This window comes from Streptomyces sp. NBC_01478, assembly GCF_036227225.1.
Lineage (GTDB): Bacteria > Actinomycetota > Actinomycetes > Streptomycetales > Streptomycetaceae > Streptomyces.
Map to the genome: position 1 here is coordinate 295687 of NZ_CP109444.1, position 19386 is coordinate 315072.

Annotated in this window: 14 protein-coding genes and 2 pseudogenes; 7 read left to right on the plus strand and 9 right to left on the minus strand. The window is 68.6% G+C overall.

Annotated elements, in window-relative coordinates:
* Positions 1 to 37: 37 nt before the first annotated feature.
* Together OG223_RS01250 and OG223_RS01255 are read left to right on the plus strand one after the other, a co-directional pair.
* Positions 38 to 694 carry a TetR/AcrR family transcriptional regulator gene (locus tag OG223_RS01250; protein ID WP_329241071.1) on the plus strand — a complete coding sequence of 219 codons (657 nt, stop codon included), beginning with the start codon at positions 38 to 40 and terminating at the stop codon, positions 692 to 694.
* A gap of 143 nt (positions 695 to 837) precedes the next feature.
* Positions 838 to 1326: pseudogene (locus OG223_RS01255) on the plus strand (transposase); the annotation flags it as partial.
* On the opposite strand, the gene OG223_RS01260 reads toward OG223_RS01255, so the two are convergent.
* Positions 1327 to 1500 carry a hypothetical protein gene (locus OG223_RS01260; protein ID WP_329241074.1) on the minus strand — a complete coding sequence of 58 codons (174 nt, stop codon included), beginning with the start codon at positions 1498 to 1500 and terminating at the stop codon, positions 1327 to 1329.
* A 241-nt stretch (positions 1501 to 1741) separates the two neighbouring features.
* Between OG223_RS01260 and OG223_RS01265 the strand changes: the two genes are divergently transcribed.
* Positions 1742 to 2191, plus strand: coding sequence for a hypothetical protein (locus tag OG223_RS01265; protein WP_329241077.1), 450 nt, complete (start codon positions 1742 to 1744; stop codon positions 2189 to 2191).
* Between the two features lie 106 nt (positions 2192 to 2297).
* Here the strand turns inward: OG223_RS01265 and OG223_RS01270 are convergent, their stop codons facing one another.
* Positions 2298 to 3182, minus strand: coding sequence for an IS5 family transposase (locus OG223_RS01270; RefSeq protein ID WP_329241080.1), 885 nt, complete (start codon positions 3180 to 3182; stop codon positions 2298 to 2300).
* Positions 3183 to 3700: 518 nt separating this feature from the next.
* On the opposite strand from OG223_RS01270, the gene OG223_RS01275 reads away from it, so the two are divergent.
* A complete protein-coding gene (locus tag OG223_RS01275; protein ID WP_329241083.1) occupies positions 3701 to 4228 on the plus strand; it encodes a peptidoglycan-binding domain-containing protein in 528 nt (175 codons plus the stop codon).
* A gap of 1315 nt (positions 4229 to 5543) precedes the next feature.
* On the opposite strand, the gene OG223_RS01280 is transcribed toward OG223_RS01275, so the two are convergent.
* The 5 genes and pseudogenes from OG223_RS01280 to OG223_RS01300 form a co-directional block, all read right to left on the minus strand.
* Positions 5544 to 6965 carry an MFS transporter gene (locus tag OG223_RS01280; RefSeq protein WP_443073675.1) on the minus strand — a complete coding sequence of 474 codons (1422 nt, stop codon included), beginning with the start codon at positions 6963 to 6965 and terminating at the stop codon, positions 5544 to 5546.
* A gap of 628 nt (positions 6966 to 7593) precedes the next feature.
* Positions 7594 to 8378, minus strand: a pseudogene (locus tag OG223_RS01285) (IS5 family transposase).
* Between the two features lie 466 nt (positions 8379 to 8844).
* Positions 8845 to 9336 carry a DUF4188 domain-containing protein gene (locus tag OG223_RS01290; RefSeq protein ID WP_329241086.1) on the minus strand — a complete coding sequence of 164 codons (492 nt, stop codon included), beginning with the start codon at positions 9334 to 9336 and terminating at the stop codon, positions 8845 to 8847.
* A 34-nt stretch (positions 9337 to 9370) separates the two neighbouring features.
* Positions 9371 to 9580 (minus strand): 2TM domain-containing protein, encoded by a 210-nt coding sequence (locus tag OG223_RS01295; protein ID WP_329241088.1) that lies wholly within the window; start codon positions 9578 to 9580, stop codon positions 9371 to 9373.
* A 50-nt stretch (positions 9581 to 9630) separates the two neighbouring features.
* Complete coding sequence (locus OG223_RS01300; protein WP_329241090.1) at positions 9631 to 10353, minus strand: alpha/beta fold hydrolase; 723 nt, start codon at positions 10351 to 10353, stop codon at positions 9631 to 9633.
* Between the two features lie 345 nt (positions 10354 to 10698).
* Here OG223_RS01300 and OG223_RS01305 point away from each other — a divergent pair, with 345 nt between their 5' ends.
* Both OG223_RS01305 and OG223_RS01310 read left to right on the plus strand, forming a co-directional pair.
* A complete protein-coding gene (locus OG223_RS01305; RefSeq protein ID WP_329241093.1) occupies positions 10699 to 13266 on the plus strand; it encodes an FAD-dependent oxidoreductase in 2568 nt (855 codons plus the stop codon).
* A gap of 181 nt (positions 13267 to 13447) precedes the next feature.
* On the plus strand, positions 13448 to 16630 hold the full coding sequence (locus OG223_RS01310) for an ATP-binding protein (RefSeq protein WP_329241096.1): 3183 nt from the start codon (positions 13448 to 13450) through the stop codon (positions 16628 to 16630).
* A 127-nt stretch (positions 16631 to 16757) separates the two neighbouring features.
* Here OG223_RS01310 and OG223_RS01315 read toward each other — a convergent pair whose 3' ends face one another.
* Both OG223_RS01315 and OG223_RS01320 read right to left on the minus strand, forming a co-directional pair.
* Positions 16758 to 17342 (minus strand): carboxymuconolactone decarboxylase family protein, encoded by a 585-nt coding sequence (locus tag OG223_RS01315; protein ID WP_329241099.1) that lies wholly within the window; start codon positions 17340 to 17342, stop codon positions 16758 to 16760.
* Positions 17343 to 17358: 16 nt separating this feature from the next.
* Positions 17359 to 17892: a cupin domain-containing protein gene (locus OG223_RS01320; protein WP_329241102.1), complete on the minus strand. Its 534-nt coding sequence runs from the start codon at positions 17890 to 17892 to the stop codon at positions 17359 to 17361.
* Positions 17893 to 18405: 513 nt separating this feature from the next.
* Here OG223_RS01320 and OG223_RS01325 point away from each other — a divergent pair.
* The gene (locus OG223_RS01325; RefSeq protein WP_329241105.1) at positions 18406 to 19203 is read left to right on the plus strand and encodes an alpha/beta fold hydrolase; all 798 of its coding nucleotides are present in this window, start codon (positions 18406 to 18408) and stop codon (positions 19201 to 19203) included.
* Positions 19204 to 19386: the final 183 nt, after the last annotated feature.

Here is a 19386-nt window from a genome sequence, read left to right on the forward strand (position 1 = left end):
TCCTGTGCACGCACCCGGGGAACGAGAGGCTGAGGTCATGGGCGAGGCCCAAGCAGCGCAAGCGGCCGATTTGGAGATCCGGCCGCCCAGGCAGCGTCGCAGTCGCGAGGCGTGGAACCGGGTGCTCGATGCCGGAGTGTCGATCCTGGAGGACGGTGGGTACGAGGCGTTCACCATCGCCGCCGTATGTGAGCGGGCCGGGGTCGCGCCGCCGGCGATCTATGCCCGCACAACCAGCAAGGACGCTCTTTTCCTTGCCGTCTACGAGCACGGCATCCAGCACCTGCGCGCGGAGCAGCAGGTCTTCTCTGACAACAGCCGATGGGCAGACCTGTCCGCGGCCGAACTCGTCCGCGCAGCAGTGGCCGAAACGATCGGCATGTTCCTGCGCCACGAACTATTCCTACGGGCCGTCGTCCTGACCTCCGCGTCACATCCTGAGATCCGGCGCCGAGGTTCCCGCTACAGCCAGGAGCTCGGGAACGGATTCGCCAAGGTGGTCCTTCGGGTGGCGGACGCCATCACGCTCCCCGATGTCGAGACTGCGGTGCACTCCTGCTTCAGCACCGTCTTCGCCGCGTCGGTCATCCGTGTCGCCTACGGCCCGGGATTCGCTAGGCCTGCAACTGTCGAAGACGACGCCTTCATCGCTGATCTGGCAGAGACGGCGGTGCGCTACCTGCTGTCTGCCTGAGGGCTTTCGTCCCGAACCTCTGTCATCTACGGCACCACTGTCCCTCAGCATGACCACACAGTGACGGGATCAAGCGCTGACACGCACGACCGAAGCACCCGGTTCAGAAACAGGCTCTATGAAAGCAACGGGTTGTTCCTTGACGGCTCCACTTCGTCCGAGACGTCTTCGGTGTGATCGAAAAGGGCTCAGGAGAGATGGTCGCCGCGACCATCCGCACCGTCTTCGCGCAAACCACCGGCGAGGCCGTCCGCACCCAGCCGAACGTGGTGGCCGACATGCTCGGACGGCAGTTCCCCCAGGTCAAGAGGATGCTGCTGGACGCCGCGGTCAACATCACCGCATTCGCCGACTTCCCGCCCGCGCACTGGAAGAAGATCTGGTCCACCAACCCGCTGGAACGCCTGAACCGGGAGACCAAACGGCGGGCTGACGTCGTCCAGGTCTTCCCCAACCCAGCAGCCCTGGACCGGCTCACCGCCGCGGTCCTGGCCGAACTGCACGATATACGGCAGGTCTTCGACCGCCGCTACCTCTCCGAAGCCTCCATGGCCGAACTCCTCACGACGCAGCCGACCACGGACGATCACCAGTTTCCGCCACAGCAGAAACCGAATCAGCTCGACCAGTGACTACACCACTCGGCGGGACACCATCGGGACGGCCGCCGACCGGCCCATCTGCGGCACCTTGGCCGTCGTGGCCGAAGAGTGCGGCGAGATCCACAGCTCCGGGGGCTGCGCGGTGAGGGATCCAAGCACCCGTTCCGTATCTTCGACAAGATCGAGAAACAGTACAGATTCCATGACGCCGTGTGTGGAAGTTCTGCAAAAATCCGGAGACCGCCCGGAGAGGGGCTAGGAGCTGTCCGACGGGTCGTGTGAGCTGATCAGGGCCGTGGCTTAGGCGCAGATGAGCTTCTCCAAAGGCGTCGTCGTCGGGCTCGCGGGCACTGAGAGCTCGTCGTCAATCCGCTCACCCTTGCCTGCGTCGGTCGGTTGAGGAATTTGGTTGCGGTGGATCAGGCGGATGCGGTGATACTCCGGCATGAGTAGAGACGCCGAGGTCATCGTGCTTGCCCGCTGGTCGGACGAGGTGATGGAACCGCTGACCCAGGACCACCCGGAACGCACGTGGCGAGGCCGCTTCGTCCCGATAGCGGGGCACTGGGGCTACGAGTTCGGGTGGGCCCTGCAGTTCGAGAAAATGCGTGCCCGCAAGGGCCTGCTCAGGCACCTGGAGTCGCTGCCGTGGCCGCATCCGCAGACGGTGCAAGTTCTGCTTCGCGACCAGGACGACGACTGCTTCGGGCTATGGATGTTCCAGGAGGGCCGGCTGGTGGAAGTCACCATTCCGCGCACCGAGCGTTTCCACCAGCCGGCGCCGCCCAATGAGGACTTCGAACCCGACCCGGGCATGCTGCTGCGCACCGACCAAAACACGGCTCTGCCCGAGCAGACCCCGGAAGCACGCCGCGACACCCGCTCACCCTGGTAGACCGAGTTCGACAGCTCATCTCGGGACGTCAGGGCTGTCGACGCGCGCCTACTCAGCGAACTGCGCCACCACTACCCAGGTGCCGATAACCTCTGAATGAGGCGTTTCACTGCGGACGGAGCCATAGGCGGATCGCGGCCACGGCGACCGTCCCGTGGAAGACGTAGGCCCGTTTGTCGAAGCGCGTGGCGACGGCTCGGAAGTTCTTGAGCCGGTTGATGGTCCGCTCGACCTCGTTGCGGCGGCGGTAGATCGTCTTGTCGAAGCCTGTGGGCCGGCCTCCTTGGCTGCCGCGGCGCCGGCGGTTGGCCCGCTGGTCTCTCGGCTCGGGGATCGTGTGCTTGATCTGGCGTCTGCGCAGGTGGCGCCGATTACGGCGTGATGAGTACGCCTTATCTCCCCCGACATGGTCGGGCCGAGTGCGCGGTCGTCCACCAGCCTGCCGGGGCACATGGATCTCTTCCAGGACGGGAATCATCTGCGGTGCGTCCCCCCACTGGCCGGGCGTGATGACAAACGCGAGCGGGCGACACCCACCTTCCCCCGCAAGGTGGATCTTGCTCGAGAGCCCGCCTCGCGAGCGTCCCAGGGCCTCATCGGGACGGTGACGGGCCGGGCTCCTGCGCCGAACGGGGATTTTCGGGGCACGGGTGGAGGCACCAGCCGCGTGCTGATGAGCGCGGCAGGTCGTGGAATCGGCGCTGCCCATGCTCCAGTCGATCCGGCCCTCGGCATCGGCGTCGGCCTGGACGGCCCGCAGGATCCTCTCCCACGTGCCGTCCGCCGACCACCTGCGATGACGATCGTGAACCGTCTTCCAGCTGCCGAAGCAGGGAGGCAGGCCCCGCCAGGGGAGGCCGGTCCGCTGCCGGAACAGAATCCCGTTGATCACACGGCGGTGGGATTGCCAGCGTCCACCCCGCCCGCGATTCGTCGGCAAGTGCGGCTCCAGTCGAGCCCACTCTTCATCCGAAAGATCTCCCCGCCCCATGGCCCACGGAACGAGTGCCCAGCGGGAGCGTCACGCGACCCATCGGACACGTCCTAAGCGTGAGTGAACCCAACGGCCATATCTGCCCTCAGTGCGCAACACTGCGAGCGGCCGACGGCAGTCCGTCATGCGGCTGCGGCCGGCGTGCGTCCGCCGCCCACCTCGGCCACCGGTTGGCAGAGGCTGCAGCGGCAGAGGATTTCGACCCGCTGCGGATACGGCCGTACATAGAATTACAAGGGGACCCCTCAGACTTCGACATGGCTGAGGGCCTGGCGGACTTACGGGACTCCGCACCGGCCGAGACGACAGAGGCCAAAGAGGCGCGGGAGCCGGCACTCAGGTACGAGCCCCACGCAGCACCCTCCGTGGCAGAGGCCGGGACCGAGCCTCCCGGCCCCTTACCGAGCCAACTTCCGCAGTCCTCGACAGCGGTGGCCGCCCCTGTGTCCCACGACACCCAGGCGCCTGCCGCACTGCGGAGGCGTGCCGTGCTTCTCGCAACGGCAGGAGCCGCCGTGGCAGTCCTGACGGCCGTGGGATTCATCGGCTGGTTCTCCTATCAGGACCCATCACGGACTACGGCTCATCCCGGTGACCTGAGGGGGACCCTGCCGGGCAGTGCCTCCAGGAGCCCCACCCCAGCGGTCAAGCCGCCCGAGAGCCTCTCCCCCGCCCCGGCTCTGCTGGGCCCGCCTTCGTCCTTACCCAGCACGGCTCCCGCCAGCCCGCTCGCCCCGTCGCACCGTGCCACCCAGACCAAGGTCCCACCCGCCAACGGCACCACCCCCGAGCCCACCGGCTCGAACACGCCACCCCAGGTCCTGCGCCTTGGCGACACAGGCCCTCAAGTCCGCGAACTTCAGCTCCGCCTGAGCCAGATCGGCTTCTACAACAGCGAAGCCAACGGCACGTATGACCGTCAAGTCGAGAGCGCGGTCCGCAGCTACCAGCTCACCCGCCTGATACTTCAGGACGAGTCAGGGGTCTACGGCACGGCCACTCGGAAAGCTCTCGAATCAGAGACCGAAAAGCCTGCGCCTTGAGCCGAGCACCGTGGCGGCCTCCTCCGTCTTTCCTGGCGCGGGTGCAACCCGCGCTCCCGAGCTGCCCAATACCTTCAAGTCCTGCGTCACAGCGCAGCACGCCACGTGTACCCAGCCAGAGGCCGGTACGCCAGAAGGAACGCAGAGCAGGCAACTGGGACACGAGCCGGGCCGACACTCCCCGGCGGTCAGCAGACGGGCACCCCCGCGCAGGGCCGCCTCGTGGACCTGGGGCATCAGCCAGGAAACCGAAGGATCGGCGAGCAGACGGCGGGGTCGGGCCAGGCACAGGCCGACGGCCTGGGGCACCCGGCCCATCACGTCCGCATCGGGGTGTTTGTCCGTGACGAAGAACGTCAGCCGCCGGCTGGCGTACACATCCCGCTCGCGGCACACAGTTCACAGCCCCTGTCGCAGCAGTTGTACCGCCTCCCGCACGGCCCGGCGTGCCTCGTCGCTGGTGAGACACGAGCGCGGGATTCCCGGCATGCGTGACATCAGGCGGTTCACGGTCGTTTCCTGCCGGCCCTGCCGCGGACGGTCGGCGAGCACGTGGTTGCGGCGAGTCCGCCTCTCAAGCGGCGGCGGTGATAGCGACCTTGCCGTCCGCGCCAACGAGGCCCACACCGTCCAGAACGGAGCCGTCGGCTGGCAGGCCCCGGAGGAGTGACCGACTCTCGGCCCACACCGCTTCCTGACTGCACATCACCCACGAGAACGGTGCCTCCATGAGCTTTCCCAACCGTCCCGACATCCCCGAGGAACTCGACAAGCTCATGCGCCGCATGCGCCTGTGGCTTTGTAGGTGAGAGTTGAAGGCCAGGTATCGGTTGGTGGTGACTCCAGTGCCGGCGGCGGAGAGTTGATGTCGGTGAGTTTTGACTCCGCTGAGGGCCTTGCGGTGGGAGCATCGGAGTGCATCAGCTAGCCTTGAGTGGCTCAAGTGCCCCTTTCGAAGGTCGAGTTGTACGCGGCGATCCGCCATGACGCTCGGGGCGAAGGGCTGTCCAGCAGGGCTTTGTCGGCCAAGTACGGGGTGGGCCGATGGACGGTGATCAAGCGTCAGATGTTCGGCAGGGCGAGCCCGGTCTCCTACGCAAGCGCGTCCTGCGCGTCCACTGAAGATCGGCACCTCGGATCTCACGGAACTCGCGACAGGGCTGCATCTCAATGACCGTTGACACGCAGTCGCATGCCTACGACCTTTTACTCCGGTGACTGCAGGCAAGGAGCGCCTGGCTCACGGCCCGGAGGCTGTGTCGGAACCCTGAACGGTGGGGTACACCGCCCGGTCCGGTGTACCCCATGAGAAGGCTCACGTGGAGATTGCCGCCGTGGAGTTGGTGGAGTCGTCGCCGGTATCCGGCGCTCCGGGGCGAACGAGCAGGCCACAGAGGACGGCGCCGATGGCGAAGATGGCGCCGGCCCAGGCGAAAGCGGTGGTGTAGCTGTGGATCGCGGCATTGGCGAGGGTATCGGGGGTGGGGGTCCTGCCCTTGGTGTAACTGCTGGCGGCATCGGCGGCGACGGTGCTGAGCAGGGCGATGCCGAGGGATCCCCCGATCTGCTGGGCGACGTTGACGGTGGCTGAGGCGACGCCCGCGTCGTGGGAGGCGACACCCCTGGTTGCGGTGTTCACGGACGGCGCCATGGCCGTGCCGAGCCCGATGCCGGTGACGATGAGAGCGGCCAGGATGTCGGCCGCATAGGTGCTGTGGAGGGTGATTCCCGTCAGCCAGAGCATGCCGCCGGCGGCCGTGAGCATACCGGCGCCGATGAGGACGCGGGGGCCGGTGCGGGACAGCAGGACGCTGGTGGCGAAAGTGGCGGCGACGGCCGTCGCGCCGACCAGGGGCAGGAAGGCCAGGCCGGTTCGGACGGGGGAGAAACCGAGGTTCTGCTGCAGGTAGTAGGTGAGGAACAGGAAGATCCCGAACATCCCGACGCCCATGACGAACATGGCCAGATAGGCGCCACCGCGGTTGCGGTCGAGGAGGATCCGCAGGGGCAGCAAGGGGTGGGCGGCGCTGGTCTGCCGGATCACGAACACGGTCAGGAGTGCGACGCCCACCAGCAGGAAGACCCAGGTGCTCGTGGCGCTCCAGGAGTGGGTCTGCGCGTTGGCGAAGCCGTAGACGAGGGCGAAAAGACCAGCACTGGCGGTGACGGTGCTCGGCAGGTCGAGGTGGGGTCGCCCTTCGACGGGGGCATGGGGTAGCAGGACCGTGGTGCCGACGAGGGCGACGACGGCGAAGACGAGGTTGACGTACAGACACCAGCGCCAGTCGAGGTACTCGGTGAGCACTCCGCCGAGCAGCAGGCCGAATGCGCCGCCGGCGCCGGCGATGGCGCCGTAGATGCCGAACGCCCGGTCGCGCTCCGCGGCCACGGTGAAGGTGGTGGTGAGCAGGGAGAGGACGGCGGGGGCGAGCAGCGCGGCGCACAACCCCTGGGAGGCACGGGCCGTGACCAGCATCCCGAAGCTGGTGGCGGCGCCACCGAGCGCGGAGGCGACGGCGAAACCGGCCAGCCCGACGACCAGCGTCAGCTTGCGGCCGAACAGGTCGGCGATCCGGCCGCCGAGCAGCAGCAGACTGCCGAATGCGAGGGCGTAGGCGGTGACGACCCACTGTCGCTGGTTGTCGGAGAAGCCGAGGTCGTGCTGGGCTGAGGGCAGTGCGATGTTCACGATCGTGGAGTCGAGGATCACCATCAACTGGGCGACGCCGAGCACCACGAGGACCCACCATCGCCGAGCGTGGTTCGGGTCGCCTTCGCCTACCACTACGGACGCGCCCGGGGTGTGGTCCGCCGATGTGCTGCCGGTCCCGCCCGCCGGGCCGTCGGAGTGGGTCTCCCCGGTCGTGGTTTCTCCGGGTGCGGTAGTAGGGCTCCTGTTGCCATGCCACGGGAAGTGGAATCCCTTGCGGTGAGACGGGTGCCTTTGGATCGCCACGATGATTGTCCCTTCAGGGGGCGACGCGCGAGATCTGCCGAGCTGGTCGTTGAGTTACGCAATCAATGTCCCCTTGCGTCGCGGGCCCGCGCTGGGGCCGGACGGTCCATGTATCGGGCCGAACGGCACAGCGCGCACAGGGGCCTGTCGGGACATCGGACGAGGCGTCAGGACACGCGACCTGCGGGCCCGCATCAGAGTTGTCGCCGATGACACGGAAAGCGGGCTGCCCAGAGCCGATGCCAACCCGGCCGTATGCGAGGCAGCCGCCATGTCCGTGGGGGAACTGCGAGGCGCCCGCCCCCGGCGTCGCCTGCCCGGACGACGGCCCGGACCCAGGGCGAACGCTGCCCACCCTGGACGTGAGTGGGTGCCGCTCTGGTCGCGGCTCTGGGGGCTCTCGTTTGGATCATCGGGCGGACCAGAGGAAGGTGCCGGCGATGTGGAGTCCGGCCAGGTAGATGGTCACGGTCTTCTCGTAGCCGGTGGCGATGACTCGCCACTGCTTGAGACGGTTGAGGCACCGCTCGACGGTGTTGCGCTGTTGGTAGGTCTCACGGTTGAAGGCGGGTGGTCTGCCGCCCTGGCTGCCGCGTCGCAGCCGGTGGCCACGCTGGTCCGCGGGGACCGGGGTCACCGTGCGGATGCCGCGTTTGCGCAGGTGGTCGCGGATCGCGCGGGAGGAGTAGGCCTTGTCCGCCAGGACCACGTCCGGCCTGGTGCGCGGCCGGCCACGTCGTCGGGGAACGCGCAGGCGGGCCATGACGGCCGTGAAGGCGGGTGCGTCACCGGCCTGTCCGACGGTGAGGACAAAGGCGAGGGGCCGGCAGCGGGCATCGGCTGCGCGATGGATCTTGGTGGTCAGTCCGCCGCAGGACCGGCCGATGGCGTGGTTGGCCGGTTCCCCGGCCGGGGCCCCCTTTTGCGGGCCCCGGCCGCGTGCTGGTGAGCCCGCACGACCGTGGAGTCCACCGACACCGCCCAGTCGAGGTCCTCGTCGGCGTCGGCCTGGGCCATGAGCGCCGTGAAGACCCGCTCCCAGGTGCCGTCGACAGCCCACATCCGCAGCCGGTTGTAGACACCTCGCCAGTTGCCGTACTTCCCCGGCAGATGGACCCACTGTGTTCCGGTCTGGAACTTGAAGGCGATCGCGTCGATCACCTCCCGGTGATCCCGCGGGAGCAACGGCTCGATTCGCTCCCACTACGCGTCAGTCAACGGCACGCCCGAACCAACGACCGATCGATCCAAACGAAACCACCTAGCCCTCGAAAACGACGCCCTGCGCGGCGGCGCCGCCGTCGTTCCCCTGCCCACCCGCACCATGCCCGCATCGTCCTGACCCGCGCCGTCCCAGAGGCGTCTGGCGTGCGGGCCCGAGCAGGACTGCGTAGATGTAGCAAAGTGACGCTGGGCCCACGATCGAGCGGGGCTCCGCTTCAGTTCCTGAACTCCACCATGTTGTTGGCGTGGTGGAGTTGAACGTCAAAAATAGGCATCGGCGTCGGGATGGCTCATCCCGGCGCCGACCATTTTTCACTCGCAGCCCCTCGGCAGGCTTGGCCGACGTCCGGTACCCGGCTGCCCTGCGGCGACGCGACCAGTGCTGTTCATGGGAGCCAGGACGGTTCGGCATAGGCGATCCTCGTGGAACGGACGCCTACCCCTTTGCCACTCTCAGCCTCTCGGCCGCCGTGTCCCCGCGCCGACTGACCGGCACGACACCTGTTGCGGCACCGAGGCCGTATGCGGGCATGTCGTCGTACACCGTTTCGTAGGCGCCTGCCGGGACGATGAACGTCTCGTGCCAGATACCCACGTGCCCCTTCCCGGCGCGTGCACGTCGGTTGAACGCCGTCCATGCGGGCCGGTGCACCTTGTCCTGCTGGTGGGCGTAAGCGAGGAGCCGTTCCTTGTCGGTCCAGTACTGGACGACGTAGAAGTCCCGGAGGCCGCCGTAAAGCACCTTGTAGCCGAGCAGCCCGCTGCTCTTTTCCTCTGACAGCTCGCGCAGCATTCGTGGCATCGACATGAATGCAGGCAACCAGCTGGAGAGTGCTCGGAGTCTGTTTATTCGCAGCCCGATGTGGAAGACGACGACATCGCCTTCGGCGGCGGCGGTGTTGCGACCCGGTACTACTTTCTCGGGCATGATCCTCCTGTGGTACCCGTTGTGATGGTCTGGATCATGTCCGAGCGAGTGATCGGAATTTCGAACGAATCACCCAGGCGTGGATCGCCAGCCCGATGCCCCAGCCCAGAATCGACCACAAGGGCCAGAAGAAGTGGTCCGGGGTGAGAATCCCCCACAGCAGCACCTGGGCCAGATTGGCGAAGATGTACCAGAACAGGTGGATCCGCAGGCCCCACCTCATGGCCTTCTCACTTTTGTGCATTTTCCCTCCCACGGATCGACGGATCGATGCGCTTGCGATGTGCAGCGGTGCTATCGCGGGAGCGTCTGTTCCTGCGCGGCTGTTTCGATGAGGGCCACCGTCGCGCCCGGTCGGGAGACGAACACCATGTGCGAGGCACCCTCGACCGCCTGGGTCTTCGCGCCGGAGCGCTGGGCCATGAACTCCTGCGTCACCGGCGGGATGATCTTGTCAGCGCCGCTGATCAGGTTGTAGCTCGGGATCGCGTGCCACGCCTGCGGACCTGTGGCGGGCTCACCGAGGGCGGCGCCGGTGGCCGGACGTTGCGTGATCGAGTAGAGGGCGGCTTCCTCCGCGGAAACGTCGGCCGCGAAATGAGGATGGAAGACCTTGGGGTCGATGTAGAGGTCCACCTGTCCGTCGGGCAGCGGCACGGGCTTCAGGGACTCGCCCACCGTGCTGCCCGGGAACTTCTCGACCAGTGCTTGCGCGCTCTCGCCCGTCTCCGGCACGAACGCCGCCAGGTAAACCAGCGCCTTCACGTTCGCGTTTCCCTCGGCGGCAGTGGAGATGACCGCACCGCCGTACGAGTGCCCGACCAGCACGATCGGTCCCTCGATGCTGTCAAGCAGTGCCTTGACGTTGGCCGCGTCAAAGGTGAGCCCTCGAAGTGGATTCGGCGCGGCGACCACCGGATAGCCGTCGGCGACAAGCCGTTTGACGACAGCGTTGAAGCCGCTGCTGTCGGCAAAGGCTCCGTGCACGAGCACGATCGTCGGATTCTCGCTCACCATGGACCAACCTCTCCTTCGGATGACGGCCGACAAGGACCGGAGCGGGGTGTCGAGTGCTCCCGCACCGTCCGGCTGGCGACCACTTCTTCAAGCCGCGCTTGCGGGACACGTCGGTCGACGAACCGGAGGCGCGACCGCGGCGACCGTGGAGGGTTTGCTGACGAATTCAGCGAGTACGACACGGCTCCACCCCCTCACGCTCGGCGCCAAGCTATGGCGTCGCACTGGACGGGAATTGAATGAGACCGGGATCTGGTTCCGGATGGGCTTCCCTGATCATTCAGTCGACGTCAAGCCGGTTCGGCCAATCTGAGCCCGCGGAGCACGGATGACTGGGGGTTGCAGATGGTGTCGGACGAGAAAGCCGACGTGGTGGTGATCGGGTCGGGTATGGGGGGTCTCGCGGCGGCGCGCGCGGTCGCGCAGTTCGGCGGGAAGAAGGTTCTCGTCCTCGAACAGCACTACACGCTCGGCGGGATGACGCACGAGTTCTCCCGCGCCGGGCGCTACCGGTTCGGCACCGGCCTGCACTACATGAGCGCGAGCGCCGGCCCGTTCCTCGGGTTCATGACGGACGGGCGGGCGCAGCTCTCGCCTCTGCCCGACGAGTACGACACACTGCACTTCCCGGAGTTCGACTTCGCCGTTCCCGCCACGAAGGAACGGTTCCGTGCCCGGCTGAAGGAACGGTTCCCGGCCGAGGCCGACGCGATCGACGGCTTCTTCCGGACCACCCGCTGGGCCATGGCCGGGCTGACCGCGCGCAACGTGCTCGCATCGTTCCCCGCCGGGCTGCGCAAAGCTGGTGCGCCCGCCGTCGAGCGACTCTTCCCGTCGGCGTACCGGTCTTTGCGGGACCAGGTGGCCCGCAGCTTCCGCGATCCGCAGCTACGGGCCGTTCTGGCCGCGCGATGGGGGCTCTACGGCACTGAGCCGGCGTCGAGCGCGTTCGGCTATCACGCGGCGGTTCCGCTGACCTTCTTCATGGAAGGCACCGCACATCCTGTGGGCGGCCCGCAGGAGCTCAACCGGGTCGTGCTGGAGATCCTTCAGCGGTACGGCGTGGTGCTGCGCTCCCGGCAGACTGTCCATAAGGTCGTCGTCGAGAATGGCCAGGTGGTCGGCGTCGATGTCGAGGACACCGCCACCGGCCGCCGCTATCGCGTGCGGACGAACACCGTTGTCTCGGCGGCCGGAGTGCGCAACACATACTCCCTGATCGGGCAGAGTCATGAACTGGCCGAGCTGCCCGAGGAGCGGTCGGCGGTCATGCTGTTTCTCGGCCTGGGCCGGTCGCCGGCCGAGTTCGGGTTGTGCGGCGAGAACCACTGGTTCATGCCGGATCTCGACGAACACGACAGCATCCGGCGTGCTCCCGGGGAAGGCACGCTGTACGTCTCGTTCGCCTCGCTCAACAACCCGGCGGCCCGCTTCCACACGGTGGAGTTGCTGGAACTGGTCGACCCGAAGGTGGTCGACCAGTGGCGCGGGACGCCGGAGAACGAACGGCCGGACAGCTACCGCACGTTCAAGGACGAGCTGACCGAACGGCTGCTCGCCCGTCTGGAGGAGCGCTGGCCCGGCTTGCGGGAGACGGTCGCCTTCGCGGAACTGGCGACTCCGCTTTCGTTCGAGACTTATCAGCACAGCGTGCTGGGCTCCTTCTACGGGCTCGCGGCGACTCCCCAGCGGCTGCGGTCGGCGCGAGCGGGATGCCGGACACCGGTCAAAGGGCTGTTCGTGGCCGGGCAGGACGCCTGGGGGTCCGGAGTGGTGGGGGCGCTGGCGGGCGGGCTGATGGCGGCGAACGCGGTGCTGAAACCGCGGCAGTTGGGGACGATGTGGCAGGCCATCCGGTCCGGCGGGGTGGCCCGCGAGCCGGCCACGCCCTGGGAGGGTTATCTGCGCGTAGCCGGCATCGAGGTGCTCACCCCGACGGTCCGCAGGATCCGCTTCGAACCCCTGGTCGGCGACGCGATGCCGTTCTCGTTCGCCGCCGGACAGTACGTGAAGGTGGAGCTGCCGGTCGCCGTCGAGCCGATCGAACGCTCGTACTCGATATGCAGCAGTCCTGAGGAGAACGGGTCCGTCGAGATCGCTGTGAAGCACGAGCCGGACGGGTTGGGGTCGGGTTTTCTCCATGAGGAACTGGAGGCCGGGCTGGCGCTGCGGGTGAGCGGCCCGCACGGCGAGTTCACCTGGGAGCCGGGCGCCGAGGAGGGGACGCTACTGCTCATCGCCGGAGGCGTCGGGATTACCCCGCTGATGAGCATCCTGCTCGCGGCCGCCGATGCAGGTCACACGGGGCGGATCGTCCTGCTGGCGAGCTACCGGGCCGAGGAGGAAGTGCTGTTCGGGCCGGAGATCGCCGCGCTGCGGTCACGGCTGCCCGGGCTGGAGGTGTCGGTCCTCACCACCGACCGGACAGCGCGGATCGGTCTCGACGAACTGCTGCCCCATGCCGACCCCACGCCCCGCGTGCACCTGTGCGGACCGGCGCCCATGATGCAGGAGCTGATCGGCTCCCTGACGGAACTGGGGGTGCCGCGAGCCGCGATCCGCACCGAGGCGTTCGTGTCGGGCCGGAGCAAGGAGACCCGCAGGGAGAAGGCGCACGCCGTCGCCGTCGCCGCCGCGGCGGCCGGTGTCACCGAGTTCATGATCGGCGCGGTGGGAGGTGCCCCGGCGTTCGCCTGCCGTCCCGGGCAGTCGGTCCTCGACGCCGCCAACGCCGTCGGCGTCGCCCTGCCCCAGTCGTGCGGCGAAGGGGCTTGCGGCACCTGTCGGGTGCGGGTGGTCTCCGGTCCTTACGAGACCGACGACCGGGGGATGTTCTCCGCCGACGAGTTGGCGGCGGGCTGGCGGCTGGCCTGCCAGACACTGCCCACCGGGGACCTGGTGATCGGCCAGTAGGCGTATTGGCCGCCCGCAGAAACAGGCCGTTACTACCGCTCTCATTCCTGGTCGCTTTTGCTCGTTTGCCTTGCCTTTCCAGTCGGAAATTGTTGGTAATCTCTTTACCCGTCATGGGGCTTGGGCCACCATGGACAGCGGATGGCGTCGAGGGCGGACCCGGACTGGTATGGGAAAAGGAATGACTTGCTCCGACGCGTCTCTGCGTCTTCAGGTTCTCGGTCCGCTCCGGGTCTGGCGCGACGGTGTCGAACTGGACGCCGGGCCTCCGCAGCAGGCGTATCTGCTCGCCGTGCTCCTCGCCCGCGCGGGCGAGCCGGTCAGCATGAGCGAGTTGGTCGACCTCATCTGGGCCGAGGACGTCCCCGCCTCGGCGGTCAACATCCTCCAGAAGTACGTCGGCGCCCTGCGGCGGCTGCTGGAGCCGGCGTTGCCCGCCCGGGAACCCGGATCGTACCTCCGGCGTCGCGGTGGCGCGTACCTGTTCGTGGCCGACTCCGGGACACTGGACGTCGTCAGGTTCCGTGAACTCGTCGACGCGGCCGAGAGCGGCGTCGACGAGCAGCCGCTCGACGCGGCCCTCGACGGGTACCTGGAGGCCGTGGAGCTCTGGCACGGCTCGGCCGGCGACGGAGTCGCCCACGGCCCGGCCGGGATGGCGATCTTCGCAGGGCTGGACGATGAGTTCCGCCACGCCTGCATGGCGGCGGCCGACCTGGCGATAACGCTCGGCCAGCCTGAACGTGTGCTCCCGTCCCTGCACATGGCCGCCCGGATGGCGCCGTTGCACGAGACGGTGCAGGCGAGTCTCATCGCTGCCCTGGCGGCCGCCGGCCGTCCGGCCGAAGCGCTGTCGGTGTTCCGGACCGTCCGCGCCCGGCTGGCCGAGGAACTCGGCATCGATCCCGGCCCGGCGCTGGTGGCCGCCCACCTGCGCGTGCTGGAACGGGCACCGGCCGAGGACCTGCCGCGTGAACGGCCGACGGCACCCACCACCCGGGTGTGGCCCGCCGACGGCCTGGTCGGCCGGGTAGAGGAACTGGCGACGGTGCGGCATGCGGTGGAGTCGGCACTCGCCGGCTCGACGGGGCTGGTGGTCGTCGAGGGAGAACCCGGAGTCGGCAAGACGCGCCTGCTGGAGGAAGCCGCAGCCGAGGCTGACCGGCGGGGCGCGCTCGTCGTCCGGGGCCATTGCCTGCCGGGGGACGGCACGCCGTCGATGTGGCCGTGGGTGCAGGTCGTCGGCGCGCTCCTGGACGACATGCCGGCCGCGGCGCGGGAGGACTGGCACGCCGGCGAACTCGGTCGTCTCGTGACACCGAACGGCAGCGGCCGCCTGACATCGGTGCTGCCGGACAGCGGCGTCCAGTTCCGCTTCTTCGAGCAGGCCGTCGCGCTCGTCCGGCAGGTGGCGGCCCAGCGCCCCGTGGTTCTCGTGGTGGATGACCTGCAGTGGGCCGACGCCGCCTCGCTGGACCTGCTCAGTCATCTGATGGCCCGGCTGCCGGACGGCACCGCCGTGATCGGGGCGCTCCGCGACCGCGCGCCCGCGCCGAGCTCGGATGTGGGGCGGATGCTCGCCGCGGCGAGCCGGCTGCCCAGTCACCGAAGAATCCCGCTCGGCCCGCTCGTCCCGGCCGAGGTGGCCGAACTCGTCCGCCGTGAGACCGGCCAGGACCCGGGCCCGGGAGCCACCCGCCTCATCCACACCCGCACCGCCGGCAACCCCTTCTTCGTCCGCGAGCTGTCCCGGTTCCTCGCCGCCGGCGATGTCCTGACGGAGGCCGCCGGGGTCCGGACCGCGGTCCCCGTCACCGTCCGGGACGTCGTCCGCGACCGGATGACCGGACTGGGCGAGGACGCCAGAAGCCTGTTGCAGACCGCCGCGCTGATCGGCCGTACCGTCGACCTCGCTCTCCTGGCCCGCACCGCGGACCTGGACCACGAGACGTGTCTGGACCGCCTCGCATCGTGCGAAGGGCTCGGCCTGCTCGAACCCTCACCCGGGGACCCCTACTCCTTCGGCTTCCCCCACGACCTGGTCCGCGAATCGGTGGCCGAGAGCATATCGCCGCCGCGCGCGGCCCGGCTGCATCTGCTGGTCGCAGACTCCCTGGAGCACCGGGCCGCGGACACCGAGCTGGTGGCCGAGCGCCTCGCCCATCACCTGTGGTCCGCCGGCCCGCTCGCGGATCCGGCCCGGACCGCGACCGCACTCGTCCAGGCCGGCCGCTGCGCGGCGGCCAAACTGGCTCTCGAGGCAGCCGCGCGCCAGCTCCACTCGGCCGCGCAACTGGCACGGACAGCGGGCCTGGCGGAGCTGGAGCTGGCCGCCCTGTCGCTGTTCACCGCGGTTGACGGCATGCGGGCGGGATACGTGGGGTCGGCGGTCGACCTGCTGGAGCGCGCCGAGCACCTTGCCCGTGGACTCGAGCGGGAACGGGAGGCAGCCGCCTTCCTGTACTCCCGCTGGGCCGCGTACGCCCAAGGCATACAACTGGACCGCGCCGGCCGACTGGCTCGGCGGCTGCTGGAGCAGGGCGAGGAATCCGACGACCCGGTCGTGCGCACCTATGGCTGGTACGCCTGGGGCATCCACCAGTGGAGTGTCGGCAACATCGGCGAGGCGTTCCGGTACCTGAGCCGGACCGACCGGACCGTGCTGGAGAACCTGGCACATCAGGAGGAGGACCCGCTCCGGCGCGATCTGCGGCTCATAGCGGTCGGAATGGTCGCGATGATGACCGCCCTGCACGGAGACACCGACGCAGCGCTGGCCCTCCTCGACACGATGGAGGCCGCCGCGGGCGACGATCCCTACGCGATCACGGTCTCGGCGACCTACTCCGCAAGGGTCGCCGCGTTGATCGGCGACCCGGCACGGGCGCTGCGGGCGGCCGAACGCGGGATAGCAGTGGACCCCGCGTTCTCGTTCGGCTTCCTGGGCGGCTACCAACGACTGGCCCGCTGCTGGGCGCGTGCCGTGACCGGCGAGGACCCGGCCGACGCCGCCGCGGAGGCGCAGGACCTGATCGCCCGGTCGCTCTGCGACCCGCCGCGCTCGGGCCTGGCCACCTGGTACGGATTCCTCGCCGAGATGTGGCTGGCTGCCGGAAAGCTAGACGAGGCCGCCGCCGCGCTCGACCAGGCGGATTCGGCCATCAAAACGTACGGCCAGCGCTACGCCGAAAGCCTGCTGCTTCTGCTCCGGGCACGGGTGCTTCAGGCGCGCGGCGAGCCGGTCGCCGCCTGCCGGGCCGTCGCCGAGCAGGCGCACGCGCTGTCCGTCGAGCGCGAGGCCCACCTGTTCGCCCGCCGTGCCGTGGAATTGATGGCCGAGCTTGCGGACGGCACAGCCCGCTGACACCCGCGGTCAGGCCGCCCACCGCCAGCAGGCGACCTGACCGCGTGCTCCGGCCGCCGCGGCCGGCCGCCCGAGCACCACGAAGCGACGATCCGCGACGCCGCAATCGTCGCCAGCCACCTCGTCGTCAGAGCTGGGCAGTTGACGGTTCCCGACCCGGGACCGGCACGTCGAAGCAGTTCAACACCATCGCGATGAGGCAGTAGCTGCCGATGAGGAACACGAGCTCGCCGACCCCGTCGTGGCCCAGCAACTGCGTGGCCCGGTCGTATGTGGAGTCCGGCAGTATGCGCCCGGAGGTCAACGCCATCGCGACGTCGTGGGCGACGGCCTGGTCGTCACTCAGCCCGGAGGGCCGCCCGCCCGCCGCCAGGGTCGCGATCTGTGCCGCCGCAAGGCCGACCTCATCTGCCGTCTGTTCGTGTGCGTACAGCAGGTACCGGGCGCCATAGGCTGCGCCGACGGTGAGGATCGCCACCTCGCGAACGATGGGATCGAGGCGAGCCTCGGCCGCGACCGACCGCTGCAGAAACAGAGCCGGAACCCCGAACGTGGGGAAATGCAGCATCGCCGCGAACGGCCCGACGAGCGCGCCGTCGTCGTCGAGGATGACGACGCGGCCCTGCTCCTCGGTGACAAGGCCGGCGATGCCGTCATGCACCTCGCGGAGTTGAGGGTTGAGCTCATCGGGTGGGATGGGTCGAATACGCATACGATGCTCCTCCTTCTCAGAGTCCCTCGATGTACTGGCCGTCGATGAGCACGAAGGCGACCCGGCAGTTCGCGGCCGACCGGTTCGCCCAAGCGTGGTTGGTGCCACGCTGAATCACGATGTCTCCGGTGCGGACGATGGTCTCGCCCTCGTCGAGAACCAGCGTGAGCTCGCCCTCGACGACGATCCCGTAGTCGATCGTCTGCGTGCGGTGCATCAACGGATGCGGGGCGCCGGCAGCGGACCGTGCGCCGCGGGCAGCGCCCATCTCCCCGAACTTCTCGGCAGCCTCGACCCCCGTCAGGTTCCGGATTCGGTCGTCCTCCGGAGGGAAGTCGATCACCCGGATACGAGTGCCACGCTCGGGAGGCCCGAGCACCAGACCGTCCTCCGTCGGCTCACCCGACTGCCGGTCGATGACGGCTGGCGTCTGGCGTGTGTTCCACACCTCGTAGAAGGTCGGGCCACCAGGCCCGCCGATCTCCACCACGCGAGTCGGCGGTGCGTCCTGCGTGATCACCGCACGGTCGGACGCGTCATGGCCGGTCACGATTCTTCGAAACGGTTGCACTGGGCCCATAGGGTAAGTCCTGCTCTTTTCGGGCGATTTGAGCATTCAAGGTCATCGCGTCAATGGGGTAAGCGGCCCGGCGGGCATGGACGCCGCCGCGCACCGAAAGACTGACGCCCGCCACTTGACGTGGAGTTGACCGTCCGTGGACGGTGTTTCGGTGTCCGTAAAGTCCGTTTCGGCATGCACGCACACACTGCGCCGCCGCGTTCCGTCGCCCAGAAATGAGCAGTGGGGTAACGCCGCCCGCCACGTACCGGCTGTGAGCCCGCCGGATCCGCTCGTCCGCCCAACGGGGGGTGTTCAGCCGGCCACGGCAACTCGATTTCGCCGACGGGCATTTCGCCGACGCGTATTCCGGCTTTGCACGAAGGCGTGCTTGACAACAACGGAATCGGTGCCCGGATTTCTGTTCAGTGCTCGTCAAGTAGGCGGCTTTACGCTGCCCCGCGATCACTACTGAGAGCACCGGATACCGAAGGGTATACATCCATGACGACAACTCGCCGGGGGCTGTTGGCCGGATCCGCCGCGGTCGTGGTGGGCGCCGCACTCGACGCGCCCACCGCGCAGGCACACACCGGAAGCGGCGGCGGCCAAAAGCCCACCGTGGTACTCGTGCACGGCGCGTTCGCCGACGCCTCCGGCTGGAACGGGGTCGCCTCACGGCTCATCCGCGACGGTTATCCGGTCATCGCACCGCCCAACCCACTGCGCAGCGTGGCCTCCGACTCCGCCTATCTGGCCGACATCCTCACGACCCTCAAGGGCCCTCTCGTCCTCGTCGCGCACTCCTACGGCGGGATCGTCGCCACCAACGCCGCGACCGGCAACCCGAACGTGAAGGCGCTGGTCTACGTTGCCGCGTTCGTGCCCGACCAGGGTGAGACGCTGCTGGGCCTGCAGACGAAGTACCCGGGAAGCAGACTCAGCGAGGAGGCGCTGGACTTCCGTCCCTACGGTGAGGGACTCGTCGACGGCTACATCAAGAAGGAGCTCTTCCACGACGTGTTCGCCGGGGACCTGCCGAAGGCGACCGCCGAACTGATGTGGGCCGGACAGCGGCCGGCGGACGTGCGCACCCTCGGGGAGCCGTCCGGCGCCCCGGCCTGGAAGACCATTCCGTCCTGGTACCTCGTGGGTCGCGACGACCGAGTACTGCCTCCGGCGGCGCAGCGGTTCATGGCGCGCCGGGCCGGCGCACACACCTTCGAGGCCGACACCTCGCATGTCGCGATGATCGCGCAGCCCGCGGCGACGGCCGCCCTCGTCAAGCGCGCCGCGCACTGACACCGCCGAGCCGACGAAGCCGGGAGGGGACAGCGACGTTCGAGAGGCTGGGGCGGACGGTGGGTGATCGGCCCGGCCGCGGCCTTCCTGGCGCTCGGCGGCAACCGGGGGATGCGGGTCTTCGGCTCGCTCACCGCCGGAGGGTTCGACGAGCCGCCCCCACGCCTGATCCGTACGCCGTCC